Origin of the sequence: uncultured Pontibacter sp. (genome assembly GCF_947499215.1) — a bacterium.
In the GTDB taxonomy this organism is placed as follows: domain Bacteria; phylum Bacteroidota; class Bacteroidia; order Cytophagales; family Hymenobacteraceae; genus Pontibacter.
This window is the reverse complement of sequence record NZ_CANMNI010000001.1, coordinates 433,427-460,104: the sequence shown is the minus strand read 5'-3', so window position 1 is coordinate 460,104 and position 26,678 is coordinate 433,427. Positions and strand designations below refer to the sequence as shown.

General features: G+C 49.6%; 24 protein-coding genes. 9 read left to right on the top strand and 15 right to left on the bottom strand.

Annotated features, from left to right (window positions below; all coding sequences use genetic code 11):
• Positions 1-32: 32 nt before the first annotated feature.
• The 9 genes from Q1A04_RS01990 to Q1A04_RS01950 all read right to left on the bottom strand — a co-directional run bounded on the left by Q1A04_RS01990 (position 33) and on the right by Q1A04_RS01950 (position 9,117).
• Positions 33-362: a rhodanese-like domain-containing protein gene (locus Q1A04_RS01990; protein ID WP_299700455.1), complete on the bottom strand. Its 330-nt coding sequence runs from the start codon at positions 360-362 to the stop codon at positions 33-35.
• A gap of 162 nt (positions 363-524) precedes the next feature.
• Entirely contained in the window at positions 525-1,937 is a 1,413-nt protein-coding gene (locus tag Q1A04_RS01985) for an MBL fold metallo-hydrolase (protein ID WP_299700452.1), read from the bottom strand.
• Positions 1,938-2,059: 122 nt separating this feature from the next.
• Positions 2,060-2,923: a sulfite exporter TauE/SafE family protein gene (locus Q1A04_RS01980; protein ID WP_299700449.1), complete on the bottom strand. Its 864-nt coding sequence runs from the start codon at positions 2,921-2,923 to the stop codon at positions 2,060-2,062.
• 225 nt (positions 2,924-3,148) lie between these two features.
• Positions 3,149-3,796 carry a Crp/Fnr family transcriptional regulator gene (locus tag Q1A04_RS01975; protein ID WP_299700447.1) on the bottom strand — a complete coding sequence of 216 codons (648 nt, stop codon included), beginning with the start codon at positions 3,794-3,796 and terminating at the stop codon, positions 3,149-3,151.
• Positions 3,797-3,914: 118 nt separating this feature from the next.
• Entirely contained in the window at positions 3,915-5,252 is a 1,338-nt protein-coding gene (locus Q1A04_RS01970) for an MBL fold metallo-hydrolase (RefSeq protein ID WP_299700444.1), read from the bottom strand.
• 137 nt (positions 5,253-5,389) lie between these two features.
• Complete coding sequence (locus tag Q1A04_RS01965) at positions 5,390-6,040, bottom strand: peroxiredoxin (RefSeq protein ID WP_299700441.1); 651 nt, start codon at positions 6,038-6,040, stop codon at positions 5,390-5,392.
• A 105-nt stretch (positions 6,041-6,145) separates the two neighbouring features.
• Positions 6,146-7,555: a porin gene (locus Q1A04_RS01960; RefSeq protein WP_299700438.1), complete on the bottom strand. Its 1,410-nt coding sequence runs from the start codon at positions 7,553-7,555 to the stop codon at positions 6,146-6,148.
• Between the two features lie 63 nt (positions 7,556-7,618).
• Positions 7,619-8,461 carry a universal stress protein gene (locus Q1A04_RS01955; protein WP_299700435.1) on the bottom strand — a complete coding sequence of 281 codons (843 nt, stop codon included), beginning with the start codon at positions 8,459-8,461 and terminating at the stop codon, positions 7,619-7,621.
• Positions 8,462-8,502: 41 nt separating this feature from the next.
• A complete protein-coding gene (locus tag Q1A04_RS01950; protein ID WP_366943762.1) occupies positions 8,503-9,117 on the bottom strand; it encodes a class I SAM-dependent methyltransferase in 615 nt (204 codons plus the stop codon).
• Between the two features lie 200 nt (positions 9,118-9,317).
• On the opposite strand from Q1A04_RS01950, the gene Q1A04_RS01945 reads away from it, so the two are divergent.
• Together Q1A04_RS01945 and Q1A04_RS01940 are read left to right on the top strand one after the other, a co-directional pair.
• Positions 9,318-9,524: a hypothetical protein gene (locus Q1A04_RS01945; protein ID WP_299700432.1), complete on the top strand. Its 207-nt coding sequence runs from the start codon at positions 9,318-9,320 to the stop codon at positions 9,522-9,524.
• A 6-nt stretch (positions 9,525-9,530) separates the two neighbouring features.
• Positions 9,531-10,040 carry a DUF2243 domain-containing protein gene (locus Q1A04_RS01940; RefSeq protein ID WP_299700429.1) on the top strand — a complete coding sequence of 170 codons (510 nt, stop codon included), beginning with the start codon at positions 9,531-9,533 and terminating at the stop codon, positions 10,038-10,040.
• Positions 10,041-10,080: 40 nt separating this feature from the next.
• Here Q1A04_RS01940 and Q1A04_RS01935 read toward each other — a convergent pair whose 3' ends face one another.
• Entirely contained in the window at positions 10,081-10,518 is a 438-nt protein-coding gene (locus Q1A04_RS01935) for a hypothetical protein (RefSeq protein ID WP_299700426.1), read from the bottom strand.
• Positions 10,519-10,951: 433 nt separating this feature from the next.
• Here Q1A04_RS01935 and Q1A04_RS01930 point away from each other — a divergent pair, with 433 nt between their 5' ends.
• The 4 genes from Q1A04_RS01930 to Q1A04_RS01915 are packed head-to-tail and all read left to right on the top strand — an operon-like array spanning position 10,952 to position 13,947.
• Complete coding sequence (locus tag Q1A04_RS01930) at positions 10,952-11,422, top strand: thioredoxin family protein (protein WP_299700423.1); 471 nt, start codon at positions 10,952-10,954, stop codon at positions 11,420-11,422.
• Between the two features lie 43 nt (positions 11,423-11,465).
• Positions 11,466-12,515, top strand: coding sequence for an FAD:protein FMN transferase (locus tag Q1A04_RS01925; protein WP_299700420.1), 1,050 nt, complete (start codon positions 11,466-11,468; stop codon positions 12,513-12,515).
• A gap of 5 nt (positions 12,516-12,520) precedes the next feature.
• Positions 12,521-12,748 (top strand): DUF4266 domain-containing protein, encoded by a 228-nt coding sequence (locus Q1A04_RS01920; RefSeq protein ID WP_299700417.1) that lies wholly within the window; start codon positions 12,521-12,523, stop codon positions 12,746-12,748.
• Positions 12,739-13,947, top strand: coding sequence for a DUF3570 domain-containing protein (locus Q1A04_RS01915; RefSeq protein WP_299700414.1), 1,209 nt, complete (start codon positions 12,739-12,741; stop codon positions 13,945-13,947). The genes Q1A04_RS01920 and Q1A04_RS01915 overlap by 10 nt, the downstream gene beginning before the upstream one ends.
• 200 nt (positions 13,948-14,147) lie before the next feature.
• On the opposite strand, the gene Q1A04_RS01910 is transcribed toward Q1A04_RS01915, so the two are convergent.
• Both Q1A04_RS01910 and Q1A04_RS01905 read right to left on the bottom strand, forming a co-directional pair.
• A complete protein-coding gene (locus Q1A04_RS01910) occupies positions 14,148-16,814 on the bottom strand; it encodes a cation-translocating P-type ATPase (RefSeq protein ID WP_299700411.1) in 2,667 nt (888 codons plus the stop codon).
• A gap of 112 nt (positions 16,815-16,926) precedes the next feature.
• Complete coding sequence (locus Q1A04_RS01905; RefSeq protein WP_299700408.1) at positions 16,927-17,631, bottom strand: phosphatase PAP2 family protein; 705 nt, start codon at positions 17,629-17,631, stop codon at positions 16,927-16,929.
• Positions 17,632-18,033: 402 nt separating this feature from the next.
• On the opposite strand from Q1A04_RS01905, the gene Q1A04_RS01900 reads away from it, so the two are divergent.
• Both Q1A04_RS01900 and Q1A04_RS01895 read left to right on the top strand, forming a co-directional pair.
• The gene (locus Q1A04_RS01900; RefSeq protein WP_299700405.1) at positions 18,034-22,050 is read left to right on the top strand and encodes an Ig-like domain-containing protein; all 4,017 of its coding nucleotides are present in this window, start codon (positions 18,034-18,036) and stop codon (positions 22,048-22,050) included.
• A gap of 6 nt (positions 22,051-22,056) precedes the next feature.
• Positions 22,057-23,052, top strand: coding sequence for a type IX secretion system membrane protein PorP/SprF (locus Q1A04_RS01895; protein WP_299700402.1), 996 nt, complete (start codon positions 22,057-22,059; stop codon positions 23,050-23,052).
• A gap of 3 nt (positions 23,053-23,055) precedes the next feature.
• Here the strand turns inward: Q1A04_RS01895 and Q1A04_RS01890 are convergent, their stop codons facing one another.
• The 3 genes from Q1A04_RS01890 to Q1A04_RS01880 form a co-directional block, all read right to left on the bottom strand.
• The gene (locus tag Q1A04_RS01890; protein ID WP_299700399.1) at positions 23,056-24,291 is read right to left on the bottom strand and encodes a GAF domain-containing sensor histidine kinase; all 1,236 of its coding nucleotides are present in this window, start codon (positions 24,289-24,291) and stop codon (positions 23,056-23,058) included.
• A 28-nt stretch (positions 24,292-24,319) separates the two neighbouring features.
• Positions 24,320-25,402, bottom strand: a complete 1,083-nt coding sequence (locus Q1A04_RS01885; protein WP_299700397.1) for a COX15/CtaA family protein — start codon at positions 25,400-25,402, stop codon at positions 24,320-24,322.
• 77 nt (positions 25,403-25,479) lie between these two features.
• The gene (locus tag Q1A04_RS01880; protein ID WP_299700394.1) at positions 25,480-25,938 is read right to left on the bottom strand and encodes a hypothetical protein; all 459 of its coding nucleotides are present in this window, start codon (positions 25,936-25,938) and stop codon (positions 25,480-25,482) included.
• Between the two features lie 221 nt (positions 25,939-26,159).
• On the opposite strand from Q1A04_RS01880, the gene Q1A04_RS01875 reads away from it, so the two are divergent.
• On the top strand, positions 26,160-26,585 hold the full coding sequence (locus Q1A04_RS01875) for a hypothetical protein (RefSeq protein WP_299700391.1): 426 nt from the start codon (positions 26,160-26,162) through the stop codon (positions 26,583-26,585).
• Positions 26,586-26,678: the final 93 nt, after the last annotated feature.

Sequence of the window (26,678 nt, the reverse complement as noted above, 5' to 3'; positions counted from 1 at the left end):
GCCCCTTCCATTTCTGCTCTGTAGCTTTTTATTTAGTTGTTTGGCCAAGCGCCAACGCCGCCCGCCAAGTTGTAGCACTTAAATCCCTGTGCGCTCATTAGTTCACAGGCAGAGCCGCTGCGGTTGCCACTGCGGCAGAACACAAAGTACTCTTTGTCTTTGTCCAGTGACCCAAGCGCGTTCTGGAACTGACCCGTGGTTACGTCCAAGTTCTTAGCGCCTTTGATGGTGCCGGAAGCAAACTCGCCAGCAGTACGCACGTCCAGCAGCTCAGCTTTTGGAGCGCTCTGGAATTTAGTTTTGAATGTTTTTCCGTCCAGATCTTCGTAGTTCTTCGGAGCGGATTTGAAGATATTAAACATGGCTTTTATGTCTTGTTGTTAGTGAATTAAAGTTTACAATACAAAGGTACAGGTATAACTAAACAGGTTCAGTGACTTTGGTCACGCAGTAGTTTTTATCAAAATGATCGGGGTCGGCTATTAACCGACCCCGAAACACTTAATCAACTATACTAAACCATTTTATTTTAATGTAGAAGGGCAAACGTAGGCCGTTCTAGGCACGTCAGTTTCTGAAATGGCCTTAAAGCCACCTTCTACGTTGACCACGTTGTCAAAGCCTCTTGCCTTCAGGATAGAAGCTGCGATCATTGAGCGGTAGCCACCGGCACAGTGCAGGTACATATTCTCTTCTTTCGGCAGCTCGGCCAAGTGGTCGTTCAGGTAGTCTAGCGGTGCATGCTGAGCTGTTTCCACATGCTCTGCCTGATACTCGCCCGGCTTGCGCACATCCACTACTTTTATGCTGTTGTTTTTAGCATAGTCGGCAGCGAAATCTGCAGCTGAGATTGACTTGATAGAGTCAACTTCCATACCTGCGGCTTTCCAAGCCTCAAACCCGCCTTTCAGGTAACCCAATGCGTAGTCATACCCTACACGGGCCAGTCTTGTTACTACTTCCTCTTCGCGGCCTTCGTCAGCGATAAACAGAATCGGCTGCTGAATATCCGGAATTAAAGCGCCGATCCAAGGGGCGAAGTTACCGTCGATGCCGATGTTGATGGAGTTCGGTATAAACCCTTTAGCGAAAGTCTCTGGCTGGCGTGTATCCAGCACGAGAGCGCCTGTTTCGTTCACAGCGGCTTCAAAAGCCTCTGGTGACAGCGCCTGCTGGCCTTGTGTTAGTACGTCCTCGATGTTCGCGTAACCTTCCTTGTTCATCTTCACGTTCATCGGGAAGTAGCCCGGAGGAGGAAGCAAACCTTCTGTCACCTCTTTCACGAACTCCTCTTTCGACATATCGGCACGCAGGGCGTAGTTGTTCTTTTTCTGGTTACCCAATAGGTCGGTTGTTTCCTTGCTCATGTTCTTGCCGCAAGCCGATCCAGCACCGTGCGCAGGGTAAACGATCACGTCATCAGGCAAGGTCATGATCTTGTTGCGCAGTGAGTCGAACAGGTGTTGAGCCAGTTGCTCTTCTGTCAGGTCAGATTTTACAGCCAAGTCAGGACGTCCTACGTCACCGATAAACAGCGTGTCGCCAGAGAAGATCGCGTGCTCTTTGCCGTTTTCGTCGAGCAGCAGGAAAGTAGTAGACTCCATGGTGTGACCCGGTGTGTGCAGCACCTTGATCGTCACGTCACCTAGTTTCAGTTCTTCGCCGTCGGTGGCAATATGCGCCTCAAAAGTAGGCTGGGCATTAGGACCGAATACGATTTGAGCGCCAGTGGCTTTTGCCAGGTCAACGTGACCCGAAACGAAGTCGGCGTGGAAGTGTGTCTCCAGCACATACTTGATTTTAGCGTTGTCTTTTTCAGCTTTCTCCAAGTATGGTTTGATCTCACGCAGTGGGTCAACAATGGCTACTTCGCCTTTACTCTCGATGTAGTAAGCACCCTGTGCCAAACATCCGGTATAGATCTGTTCTACTTTCATGGGTATAGAATTTTGAGTTTTTTGTTTTTTGAATTAGCTGTCACCTTCTCATCCGATGACAATACAAATATCAGCATATAATCAGCGCGACACAGTGACATTGGTCACGCAGGTAATTTTTTTTAGAAGAAAAGCTCTTTTCCGATGATATAAAGGCCCATCACCAAGACGAACCAACCAAAAGCGGTTTTAAGTTTATCGGCATGGATCTTGGCGGAAAGATAGGTGCCAACAAAGATGCCGGCAATCGAAATGGCAGAGAAAATACCGAGGAACATCCAGTCGATCTCGTAGTTGAAAATATCACCGATGAATCCGAAGAGCGACTTAGCCGCGATAATAAGAAGGGAGGTACCCACGGCCATTTTCATGTCGAGCTTACTGAACAGTACCAACGCGGGTATAATCAAGAAACCACCGCCAGCACCAACTAAACCGGTCAAGGTACCTACTACCAGACCCTCGGCCAGAATGCCGCCGTAGTTGAATTTTGGCTTCGGGTGTGGCGTGCCGTTTCCTTCCACGTCTATTTCCGTGTCAATGTTCTCGTCCACCATGTCCACAGGTTCAGTAGGAGCTGTAACAGGCACTTTCTTTTTCTTGATCATGCTGATGGAGGCAAACACCATTAGGCCGGCGAAAAGCAGCATGAGCATAATGCCTTTGGTCACCATAAAGTCACCCACCGAGAAAATTTCCTCTGGTATGGCCGGTACCAAGTAGCGTCGCGTCAGGTATACCGCCACAATAGAGGGCAGACCGAACACCACGGCCGTCTTCATGCTGACCAACCCATTTTTATAGAACTTGTAAGAACCCACCAGACTGGTAAGTCCCACGATAAACAGGGAGTAAGCCGTTGAGATAACGGGACTTAACCCGATCAGGTACACCAAAACCGGCACCGTCAGAATAGAGCCACCGCCACCGATTAATCCGAGAGAAAGCCCAATCAGGAGGGCCGCAATATAACCTAGTATTTCCATTGATTATGTTGTTTGTTTTGTAATCTGATACAAAGGTAGGGCGATCCTGAAGGGCTGGCAGTGACTATTATCACACTTGGAAGAGTTCTGAGTTCTGAATCTCGAGTTCTGTGTTGGGATATGGAGACAGGTGTGTTTTTCACACCTGATCTGGTTGTTCACGAGCAGATATATTCATGAAATTAGAATTCAATTCACGACTCAGAACTCGGGACTCAGAACATTCTAAACTACTTCCAGATCATGTACTTCGATGTAATTTCTGTGTAGGGTGATGGCGCCGGTTTGCTCTAGTTTTTTGAGCAGTCGGGAGATAACTTCGCGGGAGCTATTGAGCTCGAGGGCGATTTGCTGATGGGAGAGGCGGATCTCTTTTCCGCTTACTTTTACGTGGCGCTTGAGGTAGAACAAAAGGCGCTCGTCGAGGCCTTTGAAGGCTATGCTGTCGAGGGTTTGCAACAGCTCTTCGAAGCGCTGGCGGTAGGAGGCGATCACGAAATTGTGCCAGCTCTTATACTTGGCCAACCATTGCTCAGAAAGGTGAGAAGGTATCAGAATAACTTCTGATTCTGTAACGGCTTTCGCCATGATCTGGCTTTGCTCGTTACGGGCTGTGCACATCATGGAGAGGGCGCAGGCGCTTCCCGGTTCGAGGTAATACATCAGGAACTCATTGCCTTCGTCATCCTCGCGGTATACCTTCAGCAGGCCGCTCAGGAGCAGCACCGTGGAGCGGATGTACTGCCCGGTGCGCATCACCTCTTCGCCTTCCTCCACATGCCGGATCGTGCTGTGTGCGAGTATCTCGTCGAGGAGGGTTTGCTCAAACTGCGGGAATCTTTTCAGGATATCTTCTTTCTGCGGTATTTCCATGGTATAGTATACGTGTCGTAAAGGTTTGAATAGATTTTAACGGGTAGTAAGTATAAAGCAAAAAACCAGTGCAGGCACTAAAAGCACCCGCACTGGTAATTATTAATTTATATGTCGCTTATTTGAAGTCGTTTACGGCTTCACTCAGGTCAAGCACCTTCGTGTCTGGCAAGGCAGCCTCTATGATGCTGCTACCTGCCGCTGAGCGGTAACCGCCGGCACAGTGTACTACCACTGGTTTGTCTGACGGGATCTCTTTGGCACGCTCACGCAGTTCTGGAAGCGGGATGTTGATGGCCTTGTCAAAGAATTTGCCACCCTTCACTTCAGAGGCATTGCGGATGTCCACGATGGTATACTGGTTCTGATTCTCTTTAAATTCAGTAACATTGATTTCAGGAGATTTCTCCTCGGCGGCTTCGGTCTGCACAAAAGCACCTTCGATCAACAGTTCATAACCGATCTTGGAGGCTTTTTGGATCAGGTCGTTCAGTTCTTCTTCTGATTCTGCGATCAGGTAATAGCGCTCGTTAGGGCCTACGATGCTACCCAGCCACGTCTCAAACTTGCCGCCGTTCTGGATGTTGATCGCGCCTTCAAGGTGTCCTTTTTTGAAGACTTTCTCGCTACGACCATCCACGATGACAGCGCCTTTGCTAGGCTTGTAGTTTTTCTCCAGCTTCTTCACTTTATCCAGACTAGGCTGGTAGGAAGGCGCGCCTTGTTTGTTCAGCCCCACATCGTAGCCGAAGTATTTCGGTATAAACGGCTGGTCTTCTGTGAGCACTTTCACAAAAGCGTCTTCGCTCATTTCCTGCAGGGCGTAGTTGCTCATTTTCTCAGCTCCGATGGTGCTGCTGTTGGCTTCGCTCAGGCCTTTACCGCAAAGCGTTCCGGCTCCGTGCGCAGGGTATACCAGCACATCATCGTCCAGCTTCATTAGCTTTTCGCGCGTACTGTGGTACATCTGGCGAGCCAACTCTTCACGCTTGGCGGTAATGTTACCAGCGCTCTCGCGCAAATCCGGACGACCCACGTCTCCAATGAACAAGGTATCGCCGGTGAATACGGCCTTATCCTTGCCTTCGTGCTCCAGCACAATGCTGATGCCGTCAGGGGAGTGACCCGGGGTATGGATTGATTTCAGTTTCACATCACCGATCTCCAGAACAGCACCCTCGTCAAATGCAGTATGCGGGTAGTCGGCACCAACCATGCTGTGGGCATAAATAGTCGCACCAGTTTTCTCATGAATTTCCAAGTGCGAACTCACGAAGTCAGCGTGTGGGTGCGTCTCGATCACGCCTACTATTTTCGCATTGTTTTTCTCTGCGAAGTCGTAGTATGGCTGTGGATTGCGTGCCGGATCCACCAACACTACTTCACCTGTTTTTTCACTCAGTATGGCATAAGCGTAATGTGCTAAGCCTTTGTCTTCAAACTGTTCTATCTTCATGGGTTTTGGGTTTTACTTTTTATAATTCATGGAAATCACTCAAAAGAGGTTTTCCGATTTATGATACAAAGATACGGTATGTATAAAGCCCCCACAGTGATGTAAGTCACATAGGGGGCTTTACGATTTATTTGCTCTTATAGGTTCTTTTTGGCCAGATAGAAGTCCACCATTTCGAGGTCGCTGTTAACACGCTCGTCTAGCGCAGCCAAGTTCTTTGGTGGCGGAACGATCACCTTATCGCCGGGCTGCCAGTTAAGCGGCAGGGCTACTTGGTTTTCAGAGGCAGTTTGCAAGGCCACCAACACCCGCTTGATTTCCTCCATGTTGCGGCCCACGTTGAGCGGGTAGTACATGATCAGTCGGATAATGCCCTCCGGATCGATGACAAACACCGCGCGAACGGCTGCTGTTTCGCTCTCACCGGGCTGCAGCATACCATAGAGCTTGGCTACCTTCATGTCGATGTCGGCAATGATCGGGAACTTGAAGTATACACCGGTCTTCTCGCGCACGTTCTGCACCCAAGCGATATGCGAGTGGATGCTGTCGATGCTCAGACCGATCAGTTTGGTGTTGTGCTGCGCGAAAAAGCTGTCCTGCTCCTGTGCAAAGCCGCTCAACTCTGTTGTGCAGACAGGTGTGAAGTCGGCAGGGTGCGAAAACAGGATAACCCAGCTTCCTTTGCTATATTCTGAGAACTTGAGCGGTCCGGTGGTAGTGTTGGCTTCAAAGTCTGGCGCCTTATCACCGATCCGCGGCATTGTGTTTACTGTTGCTTCTTCCATGGTTTTGGGTTTTAGGTTAAAAGTCTAATTCAGCTGTTGCTTTATTAGTTTATGCTAAATTAACAAAGGTTAAGTACAGTAAATATGACATTTGTCACACAAGGCTTAAAAAGTCAGCTGGGTCACGAAATTGATGTTGTGAAAGTTGGTATTGTAATACATGTCCTTCAGCGGAATATCCATGTCCGGTGATGCCCTGCCGATGTAAAGTAATCGAAAGCTAAGCCCGTCCAGCAATGGTTTAGAAGGAGCATAGTTCAGGTCGGCGACCCAGCCCCAATAGGACATCGCACCGTACTTGTTAGACTTGTAATCGTCTGGTGCCGGCAGCCAAGATTTGGCTAGCGCTACTTCTGAGGAGAAGTTGCCTGCCCATTTTTTGCGGGCCTTGGCCACAAGCAGATCCGACTTGCCCATACCTTCCATTCGGCCTCTGGAGATTGTCGCAAAGAACTGCTCACGCCCCCATTCCCGCGGAAACAGGAAGCGCCCGTCCCCGTCAATATGCAGGTAGTTAAGCGACAAATGCAGGTTATTGGGTTCATAGGCCAGCATACCGCCAGCCAGCCATTGCTTCTGATCCGGGAAGTATACCTGTGTACTTTCAGGGTTGCCACCGTTTCCGATTTGAAATTGGTACAAACCTTCTACGCCTGCCTTTACCAGTGGCGACACTTCAATAATTGCTCTGCCGTAGCTGTTGTTGGATACGTTCTCAATCCAGTAGTTCCAAGCTTCGGCTTTCAGACGTTTATCAGGGTTTAGCTGCAGGCCGGACACGGCCACGCCTTTGGTCTGGGTGTGGTGCGCGTAGGCCGAGGGGTTGCCCCATTCATCAACCCCCGGTGAGAAAATTCCGATCGTTTCGTCCGCCTTAAACCACTCCACGGTACTTCTGGGTGAGAAATGATCAAACCAAGCCATGGTGAAAAGGCCCTTATCCTGCAGGGGCACTTGCACTTTTATACCCTGAAAGGAGTAGGGCTTCATGCGCGTGTCCTGCGGATTCATCAGCGGAGAGGTGAAACTAAATCGACCCACTTTCGCCCGAAGCTTTGTGGAGTTGTATTCTAGGTATAGTTCATCCAGTCGGTCCAGATCGGCTTTGTTGTGCGGGTCCTCGATATCGAAAAGCTCCATCTCCAGTTTCGGGTGCTTTTCAGCAATGAAGTCGCGCTCGCCCAAGTTTGAGGAGAACAAGTTATAGGTAAATAGTCCGGCAAAACCAAAGCGGAAGCCATGCAAGGAGGCGGTTTTATATGCGATTTCCGCTCCGATGGCATTTGCGTAGTTGTCGGAGAGGGAACCGTGGTTGAACGTAGCCATGAAGTAGTTGCGCACGTGCCCTTTCACTTCACCTTTTGTGAAGAGGTCCTTTGCACTTCTGATCTGTACGGTGTCGGTTTGTTGTAAGGTGCCATGCAACTGCTCTGTGGCATGGTGTTCCTGAGCTGCAGCGCTACGCCCCCAAAAAGACATGAGCAAAGCGGTTGCCAGCGCAAGTTTTATTTGCATAATCTGTTAATCGTAAGGACCGGGAGAAGTATAGTTCTCCCGGTTTTTGTAAGTGAAGTTATTTTAATTGAGGTGATAAGTGAGTAGCGGTCGGATACAGTGGTTTACAAGCGTCTCGGCGATGCTGCCGTAGAAAATGTGGCTGAAACCTTTGCGACCGTGCGTGCCAATCAGTACTAGGTCCATCTCTGACTCTTGGTTAAAATTGCGCACACCGGCCGGCACTTTATCATCACTCTTAAAGTGCAGCTCGAAGTTTTGCAGCTGTAGTTCCTCCGCAAAACGCTGCATGTTGGCTTTGATCGAGTCCAGTTTCGGCGTGTCCCCCTTATCGATGATCTGTAGCAGGTGCAACTGGGCACCAAACAGCTGCTGCAGTGTCTTGATCGTGTTGACTGACTGCTCAGGCTGCTTCTCGGCTGAGAAATCGGCCACCCACAGGATGTTTTTGATCGGCGTGATAGAGGCGTCCTTCTGGATCGTGATGACAGGTATATGCGTGTGGCGCACCACGTGCTGCGCTTCAGAACCGGAGAGGCGTTCGTACCAGCCATCAGCCCCCTCGGTGCCCATGATGATCAGGTCGATCTGCTGCTGTTCGGCATACTTGGTTAGGCTTGTGGTAAGGCCGCCGTATATTACTGCGCTGGAGAAGTCGATGTCAGCCTGTTTCCTGAGCTCGTCGAATTGCTGCTTCGCCCGCTGCTCTTGGGCATACATTTGTTCTCTGTCGATGCTTTCAGAGGAGTCGGTGGTGCCGGCCCATTCGGCGGCGTTCACCTGAATCACATGCACCAGATGGAGGTTAAGCGGAGCTTTCTCCAGCAGGAGGTTCAAAAATTGTAGGGCCTTGAATGATACCGGCGTGAAGTCCACGGGCACCATAATGTTGAGTGTTTTTTCCATTGTCTGTTGCTTGGTTATCGCTTGTTTAGCTATTTTATGGTTTATCTGATTTGTTCTTTCGGTTTGGTGGCTACTAACCGGGTCACGAAGCCGGCACCGCTATGGTGTGCCCCTTCGTTGAGGGTAACTTCCTTTTCCTCCAGCACCTTCACTTCCATGCCTGCGAAGTCTTGCAGCAGCATGTCGGCTGTATAGAGCATGGACTCGTCTTTGGGGCCACCCGAGGTATAGCCCAATTGCTTCGGATGAAAAGCTTCCAATATGATTATGCCGCCGGGCTTGAGCCATTGCTGTACCTTGCGGTGCAGGGCTTGGCGCAGGTCGGCCGGGAGGTGTGCGTAAATCAGTGCCACGGCATCAAAACTTTCAGGTTCGGTTTTAAAACCTTCGGCATCAGCCAAGCGGTAGTCTATGCTGACACCCTGCTTAGCAGCCAGTGCCAACGCTTTCGCTTGGCCGGCCTCGCTGTAATCGAAGGCCAGCACGTCCCAGCCTTGCGAGGCGGCATATACCGCATTTCGTCCTTCTCCCTCGGCGGGTAACAAAAGTTTGCCGGGTTTCAGGCCCTGTAGCTGTTCTTTAAAAAAGACGTTTGGCTCGCTGCCATATACCATCTCCTGTTGGCGGTAGCGATCGTTCCAGAATTGCTGCATCATGGTTCTGTTTAATTGACATTACAAAGGTCATCGCTTTATCGAAGGCTTTCAGTGACTATGGTTACATAAGCCGGATATTTTGACAACAAGGCTTGAGAATCGCCTGTACGAGACTGGGAATCGGCTAGTGAAGAAACTAAAGGGCTTTATATCAGGTATATGTGTGGAGTTTATTGGTGTGATTTTAACAGGTATAGCTGATGATGAAAACCTTTTTGATACCTCGTTTTGTGATTCTTTTTTTGCTGTTCCTGATAATCAGCCTTCCTGCCTTTGCCTGTACCACTTGCAACCGCCCGCTGCAGGCAGCCATATTCGACGAAAGCTTTCTGAAACTCTTCTTTTACATGCTACTGCCCTTTCTTTTTATCGGGGCGGCGGTGTACAGACTACACAAACTCAAATAAGGCGCTATGAAAAGACAAATACCCATTGAAGAAGTGAAAACTGTCCGTACGGGCCCGCTCATAGCGGCGGCCACTCTGATCGGAATAGGTATGGGCGGATTTGTAGATGGCATCGTGCTGCATCAAATCTTGCAGTGGCATCAGATGATCTCGGCCAAACTGCCCCCTGACACACTGTTGAATAAAGAGACCAATATGTTCTGGGATGGCATTTTCCATGCCTTTACATGGCTAACCACGGCGCTAGGCATTTACTTGCTCTGGCGGGTAGTGTACGAGCGCAAATCAGTACTTTCCAACCGGATTTTCGGTGGCAGTCTGTTGCTTGGTTTTGGCATTTTTAACATTGTGGAGGGCATCATCGACCATCATATTCTAGTGCTCCACAACGTGCGTGAAATATCCTCCAACCAGTCGGCTTGGAACTTCGGTTTTTTAGGGATATCCGTCGTGATACTTGTCCTAGGCTGGATGCTGGTGCAGAAGGGAAGAAGAGAGGCAGAAGTAGCTGCGTAATTAAAACGAGGTCTAAAGTATGTTAGACCTCGTTTCATTTTTAATAATCCTTGCCTACACGATGTCCTCTATCAGCAAACTTGTATATGATCCAGCCAAAGAAACCGGCTACGAATTTGTCTAGAATTGAGTAGAGGAAAGCGCCCGCATAATCAGCCTGCATAAATAGATAGAAAGCCAATTCAACTATTGCACCTGCAAGTAAGAATAATATTAGCTTGCTTATAAGATTTTGCTGTATTCTCTTAGTGAGAAAATAAGTAGCGAATACATACACAAAAAAGCCGATTACCTGAAAGATCAGAAATCCTGTGTTTCGCATATACTCGTTTGTAAACTTACTAGTATCATCCACCTCCCCGGAAATCCTCACATATAAAAACTGAATAGCAACCAGTATCAATTCAATTACCACACCATAGATAATCATGTGTGTGTAACTTAGTCCTCTTCCACTCTCTTTAAGGTCTTCTTTCATGACTTCTCGTGTTTGATTTGATAATGCCCTTTATAAGGACTGTAATCCAGTAATAATCAAGTATATTAGATAAAATCAACCATGGTATTATTTTGGGATATATTTTACTTTTCAACGCTAGATGGTTAATTTGGTTTACTGTATTTTTTTTAAAAAACTTAATATTACTACTATAGAACCATGGTTGTGCATTTACCATATTTGAATATTAATCCTCTGATCAGTGATCTAAATGGAATTGTTATCATCATGAAAATATATTCAATATAAATAAGGAGCTTTTAAAACAGTGTCGCGATACATATCGTTAAATCCTTAAGAACAGATCTCTTCCACATTTGAAGCACTAAACTTTACACCTAGTTTTTCTGGGATTAGCCTATACCTGACCAACGGGGTGGCTGATTTTGTCAAACCACTAAACAAGGTGTCAATGAAACGTGCTCTTGCTTTTGCCCTGTTCTGGGCTTTCCTATCTGTTGGCTTCGCAGCCAGCGCACAATCTAATACTGACGAGCCCAAGTGGCAGCACCGCTACGAAGAAGCGGCTAAACAGGCAGCTGCCGAGCACAAACCCATCTTGATGGTATTCGCCGGGTCAGACTGGTGCAAGCCCTGCATCATGCTGCGCAAAGAGGTATGGGATACGCCAGCCTTTCGGGACTATGCCAAAGACCATTTCGTGCTGGTAGAGCTTGACTTCCCGCGCTTCAAGAAAAACCAACTCCCCGATGAACAGAAAAAGTCCAACGAGCAACTGGCTGAAAAATACAACCAAGAGGGCTTGTTCCCGCTCGTTGTCCTGACTGATGAGCAAGGCAAGGTACTGGGCAAGACGGGCTATCAGCCCGGCGGGCCTGACAAGTACATCACGCACCTTGAACAACTCCTGCACCAGAAGTAGATTGCCTGATAAATTTTAATCTTGCACCTCCATGTATAAAGTCATGCATTCGTTGCTGGTGATGCTGTTGCTTGCTGGCAGTATCGCGCAGGCACAGACTCCCAAACAGGAGCTCAAAGCGCAGAAGAAAGTGCTCTTGCTGATGGGTACGCGTTTTGAACTGGTGGCTGTGTCCGAGGACGAGCAACTGGCAAACCAAGCCATTGAGGCAGGTATAAAGGAAATTCAACGGATCGAAGCGCTGATTTCGGAGTGGCAACCGACTTCCCAGACTAGCGCTATTAACCGGAGTGCAGGCGGAATGCCCGTGCCGGTCGACGAGGAACTGTACGAACTCATCCGGCGTAGCCTGCGCATTTCGGAGCTGACGGGCGGGGCTTTTGACATTACTTGGGCGGCGGCGGACAAGGTGTGGAAGTTCGACGGCAGCATGACTGCCATGCCCGATTCGCAGGCAGTCGCTAATTCCATACGCCATATCGGCTATCAGAAAATACAGCTTATACCTGAAACGCACAGCGTATACCTGAAAGAGCAAGGCATGAAAATCGGCTTTGGCGCCATTGGTAAAGGCTATGCAGCGAACAAAGCCCGCGATCTGATGCGCAGCATGGGCATCAAGAGCGGTGTGGTGAATGCCGCCGGCGACCTGATCACATGGGGTAAACAGGCTGACGGTCAGCTGTGGTACATTGGTATAGCCGACCCTGCCGACAAGGAAAAGGTTTTCTCTTGGCTCACCGCCGATCATACCGCCGTCGTGACCTCCGGCAGCTATGAAAAATATGCCGAGATAGACGGCAAACGCTACGCCCACATCATCGATCCACGCACGGGTTATCCGGTTACGGGGCTGAAGAGTGTGACCATCGTCTGCCCTGATGCCGAGCTGGCTGATGCGCTGGCCACGGCTGTGTTTGTGCTCGGCAAAGAGGAGGGGCTATACCTTGTGAACCAGCTGAAAGGCGTGGAGTGCCTAATGGTGACGGATGAAAATGAAATGGTTCCCTCTGACAACCTGCACCTGCATTTCTATAACAACAAGCCGCAGCCAGCCAAGGCGGCTATACCTGCTAAAACATCTAAAATCTAACCGGTATGAAGTATTCTAAAAGCGCCGTACTCCTTGCCTTTGGCATTTTATCGCTTAGTGCCTTGAGTGGCTGCGAAGTGGTGAAGCCTTATCAGAAAACCTTGCTGAACGAGGAGGAGATGAAGTTGAGCGCCCGCAAACTGGAGCGCTTCGAAACGAATTTTCAATCATACCGGGAGGGTGCTTCGGGCGCAAACGGTGGTAAAGTAGGAGGGGGGTGCGGATGCAACTAAGGTATATCGGCTTGCTGATGGCCTGTACCATGGCCACCACAGCCTTTGCACAGACTACAAACACAACCGCCCCAACGCGCCGTGTGCGCAAACTGGAGCCGGCAGAAGTGAATATTCTCGGCAGCTACTATAGTCAGGACGGCAACCATTCTCCTGTGACGGGAGGCATCGGTACAGAGCAACTTACTGACGTCACGCCGACCATCATCGTGAACGTGCCGCTCGACACCGTGACCAATCTGAACATTAGCTTCGGTATGGATTTTTACTCTTCGGCATCCACCGATAACATCGACTACAATGTGTCGTCGGCTTCGAGCTCCGATTTGCGCACGCACCTAAACCTAGGTATAAGCCGACGCAACAGCCTGACCCGCTCCACCAGAAGTTTGTTCCTAGGGGGCTCCACCGAGTATGATTACCAGTCGCTTTCAGTGGGGGCCGGCTGGGCGCAGGAGTCGCGGGACGGTAACCGTGAGCTAAGCCTGACAGGTATGATCTATTATGATTCTTGGACGCTGATATACCCGGAGGAGTTGCGGAAAGGCGCCCCTTGGGTGAACACCAACAAACGCCAATCCTACAATCTTTCGGCCACGCTCTCGCAGGTGATCAACCAGAAAATGCAGGCTTCGTTGAGTGCTGATATCGTGTACCAGTCGGGTTTGCTGTCCACGCCGTTTCACCGGGTATACTTCCGGGAACAGGAGATGGCACAAGTGGAGCAACTACCCGACCAGCGTCTGAAATACCCAGTAGGTTTGCGAGTGAATTACTATGTGAACGATTACGTGACAACACGTTTTTTCTACCGATTTTACAGCGACAACTGGGGTGTGACGGGCAATACCATCGAACTGGAGACACCCATCAAGTTCGGTCCTTTCTTCTCGTTCTATCCTTTTTACCGCTTCCATACCCAAACGGGCGCCAACTATTTTGCGCCTTACAAAGAGCACAGCCTAAATCAGGAGTTCTATACCTCCGACTACGATCTGTCGGGCTTCACCAGCCATAAGGCAGGTATAGGGTTGCGTTATTCGCCGCTGTCAGGTATAGCGAAATTCGGACTGCCATTCTCAAAGAACAAAACCTCACTGAAAGGTATAGAACTTCGTGGCGCTAACTACTGGCGCAGCGACGGGCTCAAGGCTTTTATCATCAGTGTGGATTTGAACTTCACGCTGCCTAGGAGGTAGGTAAGACTATTCGTGTTAAGAAAACTCTCCCCTTGAGGGGAGCGCAGAGGGGTGTTTACAACTGTGGGGAAATTTCAGATTGGCTATTTATAAGTCTTTTCTACACAAATTTACACCCCTATTGACCCTTGGTCGCAAGTTTCGAACTCCCGTTCTCTCTTGTCCTCAAGGGGATAGCTTGCTTGCATAATTCAATGACTTTACAAAACTAGTGTTTTATTTCTTCGAGCCCGCAGGTATATTTTGCCTAATTCATTCACTATTAGCGGTACCAAACCCAGTAAAACTACTATCCACCAGCCTTTTGCATCCAGCGTTTTCAGGTTAAAAGCTTCGCGCATAAAAGGAATGCCTATGACAATGAGTTGCAGTGCCAGCCCCAGCACAATAGCACCGATCAAATACTTGTTCGTGAAAACCCCTAGCTGGAAAATAGATTTTGTGGGGTGACGCATGGCCAAAGCATAAAATAGCTGGCAGGCTACGAGCGTCATAAACGCCAGCGTTCTGGCATTCTCCAACGTGGCGACTGGCACTCCGTCGTCGAAAGGAGTATAGCCGTGCTCGTAGTAGCCGAACCAGAACGCGAAAATAGTGAGGCCACCGATCAGGAAGCCGCCACCCATGACACGCCAACCCGCAATGCCGGTAAAAAAACTTTCTTCCGGGTTGCGGGGCTTTTCCTGCATCACATCCGGATCGCCGGGGTCCATACCTAGCGCAACGGCTGGCATGGAGTCGGTGAGGAGGTTGATCCAGAGCAATTGCGTCGCAATCAGGGGGGCTTCCCAGCCAATCATGAGCGTGATAAACATGGCGACCACTTCGCCAAGGTTGCAGGTCAGCAAGAAAAGAACGGCTTTGCGGATGTTGTTGTAAATGTTTCTGCCCTGTTCGATGGCCGACACGATGGTGGCAAAATTATCGTCCGTCAGGATCATGTCCGAAGCGCTTTTGGCCACGTCTGTGCCCGTAATGCCCATGGCTACCCCAATGTCAGCGGCGTTGAGCGAGGGCGCATCGTTTACCCCGTCTCCTGTCATCGAAACCACATTACCCTGTGCCTTGAGGGCACGCACGATGCGTACCTTATGTTCCGGTGAAACCCGTGCGAATATGCGGTAGTTGCCAACCCGATTGCTAAAATCGCTGTCTATCAGTTCATCAATTTCTTGCCCTGTTATGACTTGGTCAAGGTTGTCGGCTATACCTAGTTCGTTAGCGATGGCGAAGGCGGTGATTTTGTGGTCGCCGGTGATCATGACGGTGGTAATGCCCGCGTCTTTTGCTTTTCTCACCGAGTCTTTCACTTCTGTTCTCGGTGGGTCCATCATACCGACAAGCCCCAACAGGATCAGGTCTTGCTCCATCTCCGCGGCACCGATTGCCCTGTCTACAGGCTTATAGGCAACTCCCAGCGTACGAAGCGCCTGTTCCGACATGTGTGCTGTGGCCTCCTGAAATGCTTTTATGTGGTTCTCCGAAATCGGCACAACCTGTCCTTTTTCCTGCACATGGGTGGCAAGCTTCAACAGATTGTCGATGGCACCTTTGGTGTACACCGTGTACCTGCCGTCCTCTTCATTCAGGGTCGACATCAGTTTCCGGTCCGAATCAAACGAAAACTCGTCTATCCGTTTGTTTTGATTGGTCAATGCCCCGCGGTCTATACCTAAATCGTCTGCCAATAGAAGCAAGGCTATCTCGGTCGGGTCACCTGTACCCTCACCGTTTTCGTAGGTGGCGTCAGAGCAAAGCACCATGGCTTTGGCAAGGAGTTTGGCATCGTCAGTAGAGGTGTTTTCTTGTTCCCGCTCCACAGTAACTTCACCCTCCAGATTGAAGTATTGGAGGACCGTCATCTTGTTCTGTGTGAGCGTGCCCGTTTTGTCAGAACAGATGATGTTGACAGAACCCAAGGTTTCCACCGCAGGCAGTCGCCGGATGATGGCGTTGCGTTTAGACATACTCGTAACGCCAATCGAAAGCACAATCGCCACGATGGCAGCCAAGCCCTCGGGTATAGAGGCTACCGCCAACGAAACCGAAATCAGAAACATCTCTGTCAGGTCGCGCCCCTGCCACAAAGCCACCACAAAAATGAGCACGCAAATGCCAATGGCGAACTTGCCGAGTGATTTGCCGAGTTTACTTAGCCTGATTTCCAGCGGGGTTTTAGACTCTTCTTCGGTGTCGATGATAGTGGCGATTTTCCCCACTTCGGTCTGCATACCGGTGCCCACGGTTACTCCCACACCACGGCCTGCCGTCACTAAGGTTGACATAAAAGCCGCATTATCGCGGTCGCCAAGCGGAGTATTAGGTGCAGGCAGGATGATTGTGGCATCTTTGGGAGATGGAACGGACTCGCCGGTCAGGGCCGACTCTTCTATCTGCAGGTTGGCCGATTCAATCAAACGCAGGTCGGCGGCGATATACCTGCCAGCGTCCAGTATCAGTATGTCGCCCGGCACGACCGTTTCCGCATCAATCTCTTTCACGACACTATCGCGGCGCACAATGGCTTTGGGGGAAGCGATTTTTTGCAACGCTTCGATGGCATTGCCCGCCTTTATTTCCTGTACTACGCCCAGCACGGCATTCAGGATAATCACGGCCATGATGATGATGGAGTCGATGTACTCACCCATGAACAGCGTAATCACCACCGCGGCAAACAATACATAAATCAACCAGTCCCGCAGCTGCGCCACGAACATCTGAAAGACGCTCTTTTTCTTTTTTGCCGTCAGCTTGTTAGGGCCATGCTTTTCCAGCCGGGCTTGCGCTTCTGTTTCAGAGAGTCCCTGTGCCGGGTCTACCTTAAGTTCAGTCAGAACTGCCTCTATTGATTTGGAAAACCACATGTCGTTCTATCGTTACTTGACATTGAAAACACAAGCTAAGAAAAATAGGGGAGAGGGTAAGCTTGCGCATACTTATAGACTATTGCAAGGTATATAATGAAGAGCAGCGCTACTAACCCTGTTGTTTTAATCTGGGGTTATATCTGGCTACGTATATTTTTTCAATTTGCCGAAGCAGATACAGCGAAAGAACTAGCCATAGCAATCCAATAAGATAGCCCGCAGCTACATCCGTCGCATAGTGTGCATTCAGATAAATACGGCTTAGCCCAACGAGCACCACCACCAATGTGAAAAAGACCGAAAGGGCCCAGCGCCAAATCTTGTTCCCAACTGTAGTCCAGATGATATAAATGAGTAGTCCATGAAATACGCCTCCAATCATGGTATGGCCACTAGGGAAACTGAACCCGGACATTTCCATAAAAGCCGTAGCAGGTCTTGGGCGCTCATAATAATTTTTCAGCAGCTGATTAAGCATGGAAGCGGTAAAGGAAATAATCAGAACCCGAAGCCCGTTCCAGCGCATTTCCCGGTAAAAGGAAAAGACCAGCACCAACAAGGCAGGCACAATGATAAGGTAACGGGGTGAGCCTAGAAAAGAAATGATGCGCATAGTGCGTGTCATGCCCGGTGATGAAATGCGATCGGCGAGGGCAAACATCATGTGGTCAAATCCAGTGTCGCCGTCTGCAAAAACATCGTGAATGAGATGAAACAGTACGAACAGACTAAGCAGAAAAAACAGTCCAATCAAGAATAGTTTAACTGAAAGTAGTGCCAGTAGGTGAGCTATCTCTCGGGCAAAATGCTGCATAAGTTCGCTCTTTGCTAGTGATCGTTCGCATCATATTCAGCAGCCGGCGCTTTAGCAACACCCTGACCCCTACGTAATACCGAGTGTCTGATCTGGCCGCTATAATAACCTATAAGGTCCATATTCACATATGCTAGTTTTGTTGTTTTATAGTGTTGTACGTGTTTGATGATTTGAAAATGAACTATTCAGGGTTGAATTTGTAGATCATTTTCAACCATCAGATGGTACTTAATAGCATCTTTTTTCTCGTAGGATGTATTGCTGAATTGATAGGCTAAAATCTATCCGACTATATATTCTGGTCCAAATACTCAACCTGTCAAAAAGATTTTCGTTTAGCCCTGTGAACCTGCATAACATTAGCTCTGCAAGGTATTTTAATTCGACTCTTTTGTTTATATGAATAAAATCTACTCGTTCGCCTATGGGGAGCAGGCGAGACTTATACTTTTTATAGTACTCTTTTGTGTGTCGGCATTTTCAGGTCTTAGAGGGGCAGCAGTTCCAAGTGCTTATGCCTTTTTTGCCTCAGCCCCCGCCGCTGTTAAAGCACAGCCTTCTTTGGTGGGCGCCATTACCATCCAGTGGAATGCCGTAACAGGGGCCACGCAATATGTGGTGGAACGCTCGCTGTTTCCAAATATCGGTTTTCAGAATCACGCCACAGTGGCCCTAACCAGCGGCAAAACGATCTATACCTTCCGCGATACCGGGCTGGGCTATGGCGAGACTTACTACTACCGTGTAAAGGCTGTGACCAACTCCGGCGACTCGCCCTGGAGCAGTACGGTTAGCGCCACCACGCATGCGCAGAACAAGAACTTCAATATCATGCCGCTCGGTGACTCCAACACGCATGGTACCGTATCAGGTGACAACCGACCTGACTCCGAGCGCATCTCCTACCGCAAACAGCTGTATGATCTGTTGATGGGTGTAAACGCCCGCTTCACTTATGTGGGCAGTGAACGTTCAGGCAGTGCTTTCCTAGCCAATGACCACAATGCGGGTTTTTCAGCCGCACGTACCAACGATATTCTCGACCTGCTGCGCACAAGTAGCTACCGCAATCAGGTAGGCGAAACTGTATCGCGCGGTACAGGCACCTATCTGGATAAGTATAATCCGGATGTAATCCTACTGCATTTGGGTACCAACGGCGGCTTTTACGGTCTTTCAGACGACGACAGAACCATTGGGGAAATGGCGTCCATACTGGATGAAGTAGATGCCTACGAAGCTAGGGCTGGCAAAGAGGTCACCGTTGTACTTGCATTGATCATCAATCGTTTGGAAGACGCCAATTCACGCGGGACCTCTGAAATGACCAGTCGTTTTAACCAGCGGGTGAAAACGATGGCTGAAAACCGCATCCGCACCCGAAGCGACCGGGTGATTGTGGTGGATATGGAGCGGGAGGCCGGACTGAAGTATTCGCTCTGGTACACGGCTGACCAAGGCGACATGCACGACTTGGTGCATCCACATACTACAGGTTTTCAGAAAATGGCCAATCAGTGGTTCAAGGCCCTCAACCCTCTCTTGAAACCGGCCAGTACAACTTCTAACAACCCTGAAACCACCATCACCAAAAAGCCCGACGAAATATCAAAAAGTAGATCGGCTACATTTGAATTTGCCAGTAACAAGAGCCCTGTTTACTTTGAAGTGAGCCTGAACGGAGGCGATTTTGAAGCTGTCAGCAATCCTTATACCCTGAGCAATCTGGCCGACGGGCGCTATACCATTGCGGTGCGTGCCGTAGATGCCGGCGGCCGCAAAGATGCGACACCGGCTACCTATAGCTGGACCATTATCACGGAGCCGCCAACACCCCCAGTATTCAGCGGTGTAACAGAAGATCGCGGACCTAGAGATGACGATCAGGTAACATCTGACAACACCCTTCGCATTTCAGGTAAAGCACAAGCCGGGGTTGAGGTGACCGTGAGTGAAGCCGAACGGGGTGAATTGGGCAAGGTAACCGCTAACAACAGTGGTGATTGGGTATTCAACTACGAAGGCACGGCTCTTCCAGCAGGCGTCTACCGCTTCACTGCCACCGCCACGGATATTGTGGGCAATATGAGTAAGGTCAGCAATTCCTTTGCTGTAACCATTGAGCTTACTAAACCAGATGTTGCCATCAGCACACAAGCTGAAGCACCGGTGAAAGAGGCCTTTCAGGCACAGCTTAAGTTTACAGAAGAAGTATACGGTCTCGCTGCTGGCGATATCACCGTTTCCGGAGGGGCCTTGAGTGATTTCAAGGCAGTCAATAAATCGACCTATACCGCCACCATCACGCCACCGGCCAACGGGCAGGGCACTGCGGCCATCAGTTTGGCAGCAAACAAATCAACGGATCTGGCCGGCAACGGCAACACGGCTTCCAATAAGCTGGAGATCGCCTATGACCTGAAGCGCCCGAAAGTCACGCTTAGCTCTGATGCCCCTCAGCTAGTGAAAGCACCATTTACTGTGAAGTTTACCTTTGATAAAGCTGTAACGGGCTTTGCAGCTGCTGACATTAGTGTGAAAAATGGCACAGCAGGCAACTTTAAAGCGGAGAGTGCGAGGGTGTATACTGCCACTATTACACCCACAGCAGATGGCGAGGTAGTGGTAAGCGTGGCGGCTAACAAAACTACAGACGAAACCGGGAACGGCAACGAAGCTTCCTCCGAACTGAAGCGCCTTTATGATGTGGCTCCTCCTACGGTTACGTTAGCCACCACGGCTGGCGAACTAACCAATGCCGCTATACCTGTTACGATAACTTTCAGTGAGCCGGTTACCGGACTTGCGCTAAGCTCTTTTACCGCAACCAATGGCAAACTGAGCAATCTGCAGAAAACGGACAACACCACGTATACCGTGTTGCTTACTCCAGAAAAAGCTGGAGAAGTAAGCTTGCAGTTAGCAGCTGACAAAGTAGAAGATTTGGCCGGAAACGGTAACACAGCTTCAAATGTACTCAAGCGCCAGTACGATGCCACGCCGCCGACTGTAACGTTAAGTACGGACGCGCCTGAGCTGACCAATCAGTCCTTTACCGTTACAGTCAACTTTAGTGAAGAAGTGGAAGGCTTTGCGGTGGCTGATCTGACAATAGGCAACGGAACTGCCAGCGATTTTAAGAAAACAGGCAATCAAGCATACAGCGCCGTGATCAAACCATCAGCCGACGGAGAGGTAACCGTTCGCATGACAGCCGGCAAGGTACAGGATGCGGCGGGTAACCCAAATACAGCCTCTAATTCTTTGCGCATCAATTATGATGGCAGTGCTCCGTCTGGTTATACCGTAGCTTTCGGAACAGACAAGGTAGATCACAGCAACCAGCAGAATGTCTCTTTCAGCGTGAAAGGGGCGGAGCAGAATGCCACTTATTTCTACACCATCAGCAGCGACAAAGGCGGCACGGATGTAACAGGCACTGCGAATACAACGGCCACTTCATTCACTTTAGATAAGCTCGACCTGTCCGGTCTGCATGACGGAACATTAACAGTGGCTTTCTATCAAGTGGATGCGGCCGGTAACCGAGGCGCGGATGCCACGGCGCAGGTAGTGAAAATGACAAAGAATATAGTGACTGTGGGTAGCCTTGCGGCGATCAGTGTGCCTTTCAGAACAAGTTTCGAAGACTTGCCTTTGCCGACACAGGTTGGGGTGAGCTATACCAATGGTGAATCAGATGAGCTGGATATCAACTGGCAGGCGGGCAATTACAACGGGCTGGAAGCGGGTACCTATACTTTGCAGGGTGAACTGGTATTGAAACCAAACACCACCAACCAAGACAATCGCATGGCCAGTATCACGGTTACCGTGGAACCGAACCGTCCGCCGACCGCCATTGCGATCAGTCAGAACTCCTTTAAACCCGATGCGAGTCCCATTGAAGAGCTGCTGACATTCAGCACCACCGATCCGGACGACCAAACCCATACCTATGAGTTGGTGAGCGGACAAGGTGATAACCATAACTCTTACTTCGAACTCAGGGATGACAAGCTGTACCTGAAGTCGAATACCGGACTGTCGGGGATTCGCAACTTCAACATACGGGTGCGTACCACTGATCCTTACCAGAACAGTTTTGAGCAGACTTTTACCCTGAATAAGGAGGTATACCAACCGGCTAATCCGATCAAATTTGTAAACGCCTTCTCACCGGACAACGACGGTATTAATGATACATGGTCGGTGCCTGAGCTTAAGTTTTATGACGAGATCAGTATTCAGGTGTTTGACCGAGCGGGCAGAAGACTGTTCCATACCACCAATCCGGAGCAGGGCTGGGACGGCCGTAGTCAGGACGGACAGGTAAAGGAGGGTTCTTATTTCTACATCATCGAGGTGAAGGATATTAATCTTGTGCAGAAGGGTGTGTTAACAGTATTAAAGTAAGCTTACATGAACAGATTATTTTTAACAGCTATATTTCTATTGACTATTTCGGGACTGCAGGCGCAGAACCGCAAGTATATCAGCAATTTCTCAGCATATCAGCATTTCTACAATCCTTCTCTCACTGGCTACGAAGGCTCTATGCTCCGTACCTTTTACCGTAACCAGTGGACTGGTTTTGAGGATGCCCCCAAAACGCTTTTCTTCTCGGGTGAGTTGGATTTAGCGGATTTGGATAAGTCAGCAGACCGCACCCGCCACTACCAATACCGCGACTCGCGTACCGGGTATATGGGCGCACAGCATGCCTTTGGCCTCATCGCACTACAGGAGCGCTTCGGTCCAACGAGAGAGACGCAACTGGGACTGAACTACGGTACTGGTGTGCGGCTTTCGGAGTCGCTTACTTTGCGATTCGGAACCTCCCTTACCTATAACAATTTCAGGCTCGACGGCAACAGTCTGGTGGTGGACAACAACGGCGACCCCCGTTACCAGCACGTACTGGGTGACCAGAACAGCATGAGCAAATTTGACCTGAACTTAGGTTTCGCGCTGGCCTCTGCTAATTACTACCTCGGCTACGCCATGCAGGACATTACCAAAGGTCATTTTATGAGTAGCGATGACAATTTTATGAAAGACGTGTATACCCGCAAGCACATTGCACAGGCCGGCTTTCGTACCGCTTTGGCAGACCGTTTTGGACTTATTCTCAACGGCCTTTACCAATACGACGAACAGCTGAAAGGCGCCGCAGAAGGTCAGGTAAAACTGGTGTACGATGAGCTTCTTTGGGTCGGAGGGGGCTATCGCAACGACCAAGCCTTTCATGTGGCAGCCGGCTTGCACTACGGTCAATTCCGCATGACCTACGCCTATGAAAGCCCTATACAAGAAGCCCGCTCGATCAGCCGGTCTACAAACGAAATTGGGCTTGCCTATACCTTGCGCAACCTTGGAACAGAGCGCACTGCCGGGCGTGGGGTCATGTTCTGGTAACGCCTACTCTAAATGTGCCACAGTACCAATCGGGATTTGTAGTTCGAAAGTGGATCCTAATCCGGGTGTGCTTTCCACTAGGAGCTTCCCCTGCAGACCTGCAAGCAGGTGCTGCACCAATTGTAAACCCATTCCGTAGCCCAGCTCTCCACTTGTGCCCGAAGTGCTCAAAGCTCGGCCTTTCATGATCGCCTCCACCTGATCCGGGCTTAGGCCTATACCTGTGTCCTGCACCTGAACGCTGAGTATGCGGTGATTTTGAGACAAGGTCAGGTCCAGTTTGACAGTTACCTCACCTAGTGGAGGCGTAAACTTCAGCGCATTCGTCACTAAGTTAACAATGATCTGAAGCAGCTTGTTTTTTGAAAAGGTGATCGTGCTGAGCATTTCATTGATGCTCACTTCAAAGCCAACCGCCTTGTCAGTAGCCTGCGGCTGAAAAATTTCTTCCAGCTTAGCTTTAAGTCCTTGCAGCGTGATGCCATCCTCAGGAGAGGGTTCGCTTATCAGACCTTGCTCACCCCGCATGATCTCCTCGGCCAGCCCCAGTAGCGAATTGCCACTTTTCTGGATCATCTGGCTCATCCGGAGAACCTCCTCTGCACTACTTTTACCCTCTTTTCGGATCAGCACTTGGGCCAGTCCCACGATACCTCCGATCGGCCCGCGGATATCATGGGCCACTCTTCTGTTTACGGCCCGCGCTTCTGCCAATTCACGACGCAGTGAATGTATTTCTTTCAATCTGTTCAGTCGATTTACAATCTCAGCTGCTATTGTTTTAAGGACTTGCACTTTTTCTGCCGACAGGGTAATCTCCCCACTGTCAAGCACACAGAGTGAACCGATGTTATGGCCGTTCGGCGTACGGAGCGGGACACCGAAATAATAGCGCAGCATGGGACCGTCCTTGATGCCGGCCAAGTCTTTGAAGCGTTCGTCCTGCTGCATGTCTTTTACCTCCAGATGGTCCGACTCCAGTATGGTGTATTGGCAAACAGTATTTTCGCGGGGTGTCAGCATCGTTGGCAACCCGTGCCCGGCAACGGTCCACTGTGTATAGATATCGATGAGATTGAGCAGGGAAACCTCAGTGCCGGCCACAGAAGCGGCCAGTGTAGAAAGGTCTTTAAATTCATTTTCAAGACTGCTGAAATTCAAGTCATAATACAGCAAGTCGTAGATGCGATCGGCTTCGTTTTTTGTGTACGGAGCCTTTAGGTGCTTTGTATTTTGCATAATGGAAATAAACTGGGGTACTTTTGATTTAAACGTGCTGATAGGGAGGAGACTTTACCAGTCTATCCTTTTCAGCTGATGTTACAGATGCCGGCTGGCGTAAGAAATGCACTGCCAGTACGGCTAACCCAAAGAGTAAAACAGCTACTAACTGATGCAGTACCCCTAGACTGAGCGGAACGGCAAGTACCAACGTAAATATACCCAGCAGCACCTGCGCTATACCTGTCAGTAAGAGCAGATTGACAATTCTTTGCGCACTCAAGTTCCGCACCCGCTGTCTGACCTTATACCAAAGGAGTACGATGCCGGCAAAGGCCACAAAGGCGAACCAGCGATGCATAAACTGCACTGCCACTCCATTGTTAAATAGGTCACTAATTGGAAGCGAGTCGCTCAGGTTACTAGGGAAGACTTCTCCCTGCATTAGCGGCCACGTATTGTAAGAAAAACCCGATTTTAAGCCAGCAACAAAAGCTCCCAGCACAATCTGCAGCATGATAGCGCCCAATACCAGCCAAGACAGGGTATAAGCGGGGCGCTTGGCTTTTGAACTGCCATGGGCAGGAGCCAACAAATCCGCCACCGTCCAGAGGATAACCCCCACCAGCAGCAGGGCCAGCGAAAGGTGCGCGGCCAGTCGGTAGTGGCTTACGTGCGGCATTTCGCTAAGACCGCTCATCACCATCACCCATCCCATTACGCCCTGTGCCATACCTAGCAATAGGATAAAAATGAGACGCTTGACCAGCCAAGGCGCCAGCATTTTGCGGTACAGAAAATAAAGGAAAGGTATAATGAAGACGATGCCAATGAAGCGGCCCAGCAGGCGATGCAGGTACTCCCACATAAAGATCTGCTTGAAGCCGGAGAGATCCATGCCGAAGTTCAGCTTCTGGTATTCTGGAAACTGTTTGTACTTCTCAAACATGACAAGCCACTCGGCTTCTGAAAGCGGGGGCAGCGTACCTGAAATGAGGTTCCATTCGGTAATAGAGAGGCCGGAACCGGTCAGGCGGGTGATGCCCCCAATGATGACCATAGCCACGACCAGCACAATGCCACTGATGAGCCAGAGAACTACAGGTATTGAGACAGGTTTAGTAAGCATAACATGGGAAAAGACAAATATCCATGTTTTTGGCCTGTCATAAGATGATAAATATCACTTTTCTGAAAAATAAGTACTTACGTAGTTCGCACCGTATCCAAGATCTGCGTTGGTGAGCTTTTAGGGGATATGTCATCAAAGTCGCCTCGCAGTGCTTTGAGGGCATAGCGCTCTTCGTCTATTTCGCGGCGGCTGCGAATACCTAGTCCACGCATGATGGGCAGGGGAGGGCACCAACCTTGTATGCCGTGCTGCAGCAGGAAAGTCGTGACAATACCCGGCATCAAAAACCAGCGTTTGTTGACAAATGCACCCAAAAGTGTGCCTGAAAGTGCCAGTGTGGCAGCATTGACCTGCAATGTGCGCTCCACGCTCCATTCCTGATCAAGTTCTCGTATACGCTCGGATATTTCTTCTTTGCTGCGCCCTTTGTAGCGGGCTATGCTCTGTCGAATAGAACTATCAACCCGCTCATTCAGACTGTCCGGTGTACTTTCCCGCACGCGTCCCTGTATTTCCTGTTCGTTATTTTTCATCGTGTTCTTCCTGTTGTCATATCTTTCTATAGTGCTATACGCTATTGCATGAATATTTAGTTGTGCAAGAAATGAATCATATCGGGACCGAGGTGCGTTTTAGAGTAGATCTTTGGCTTTCTGTCGTTTTTTGTAAGATTTTATTCTAAATCTGTAAGCACCTACGGCATTTACTGACTAATTTTGCAAAAGAAACTGTATCTTCGTTTAAACGGACCCATTTGAATTTGAAGCTGATTCGCACCATACTGACCCTGACACTGGCTTTGCTGGTTGTTTTCTCCTCGCTGGGGATGACAATCACGCAGCATTTGTGCGCGGGTGAGGTAATGGCAACAGCCTTCTTCTCGCACAGCGCCGCCTGCGAAATGGAGAAACAGCGCGAGAACCTGCCGGACTGCCACAAGCCGGCCATGGACGATGATTGCTGTCAGGATCAGACCATTGTGCTGGAAGTAGAAGACGAGCAAACGCTAAGCCCGAGCTTTAAACTATCTGTTCCAGACATGACTTTTATCGCTGCTTTTACGGCGGTATGGTCTGCACTTTTCGAACTTTACGAACCGGCCTATACTCATGTGCCGGACTATTCCCCGCCTTTGCTCGCGCAGGACATCCCTGTGCTCGTGCAGTCCTTTCTTCTATAAACCTGCTTTTTCGATGATGCCCGGCTTTTCTGGTCAGGTATAGCTATTGGTTTTTCCTTTCTGGAAAATGCCATTCCTTTTTGCATTCAATCG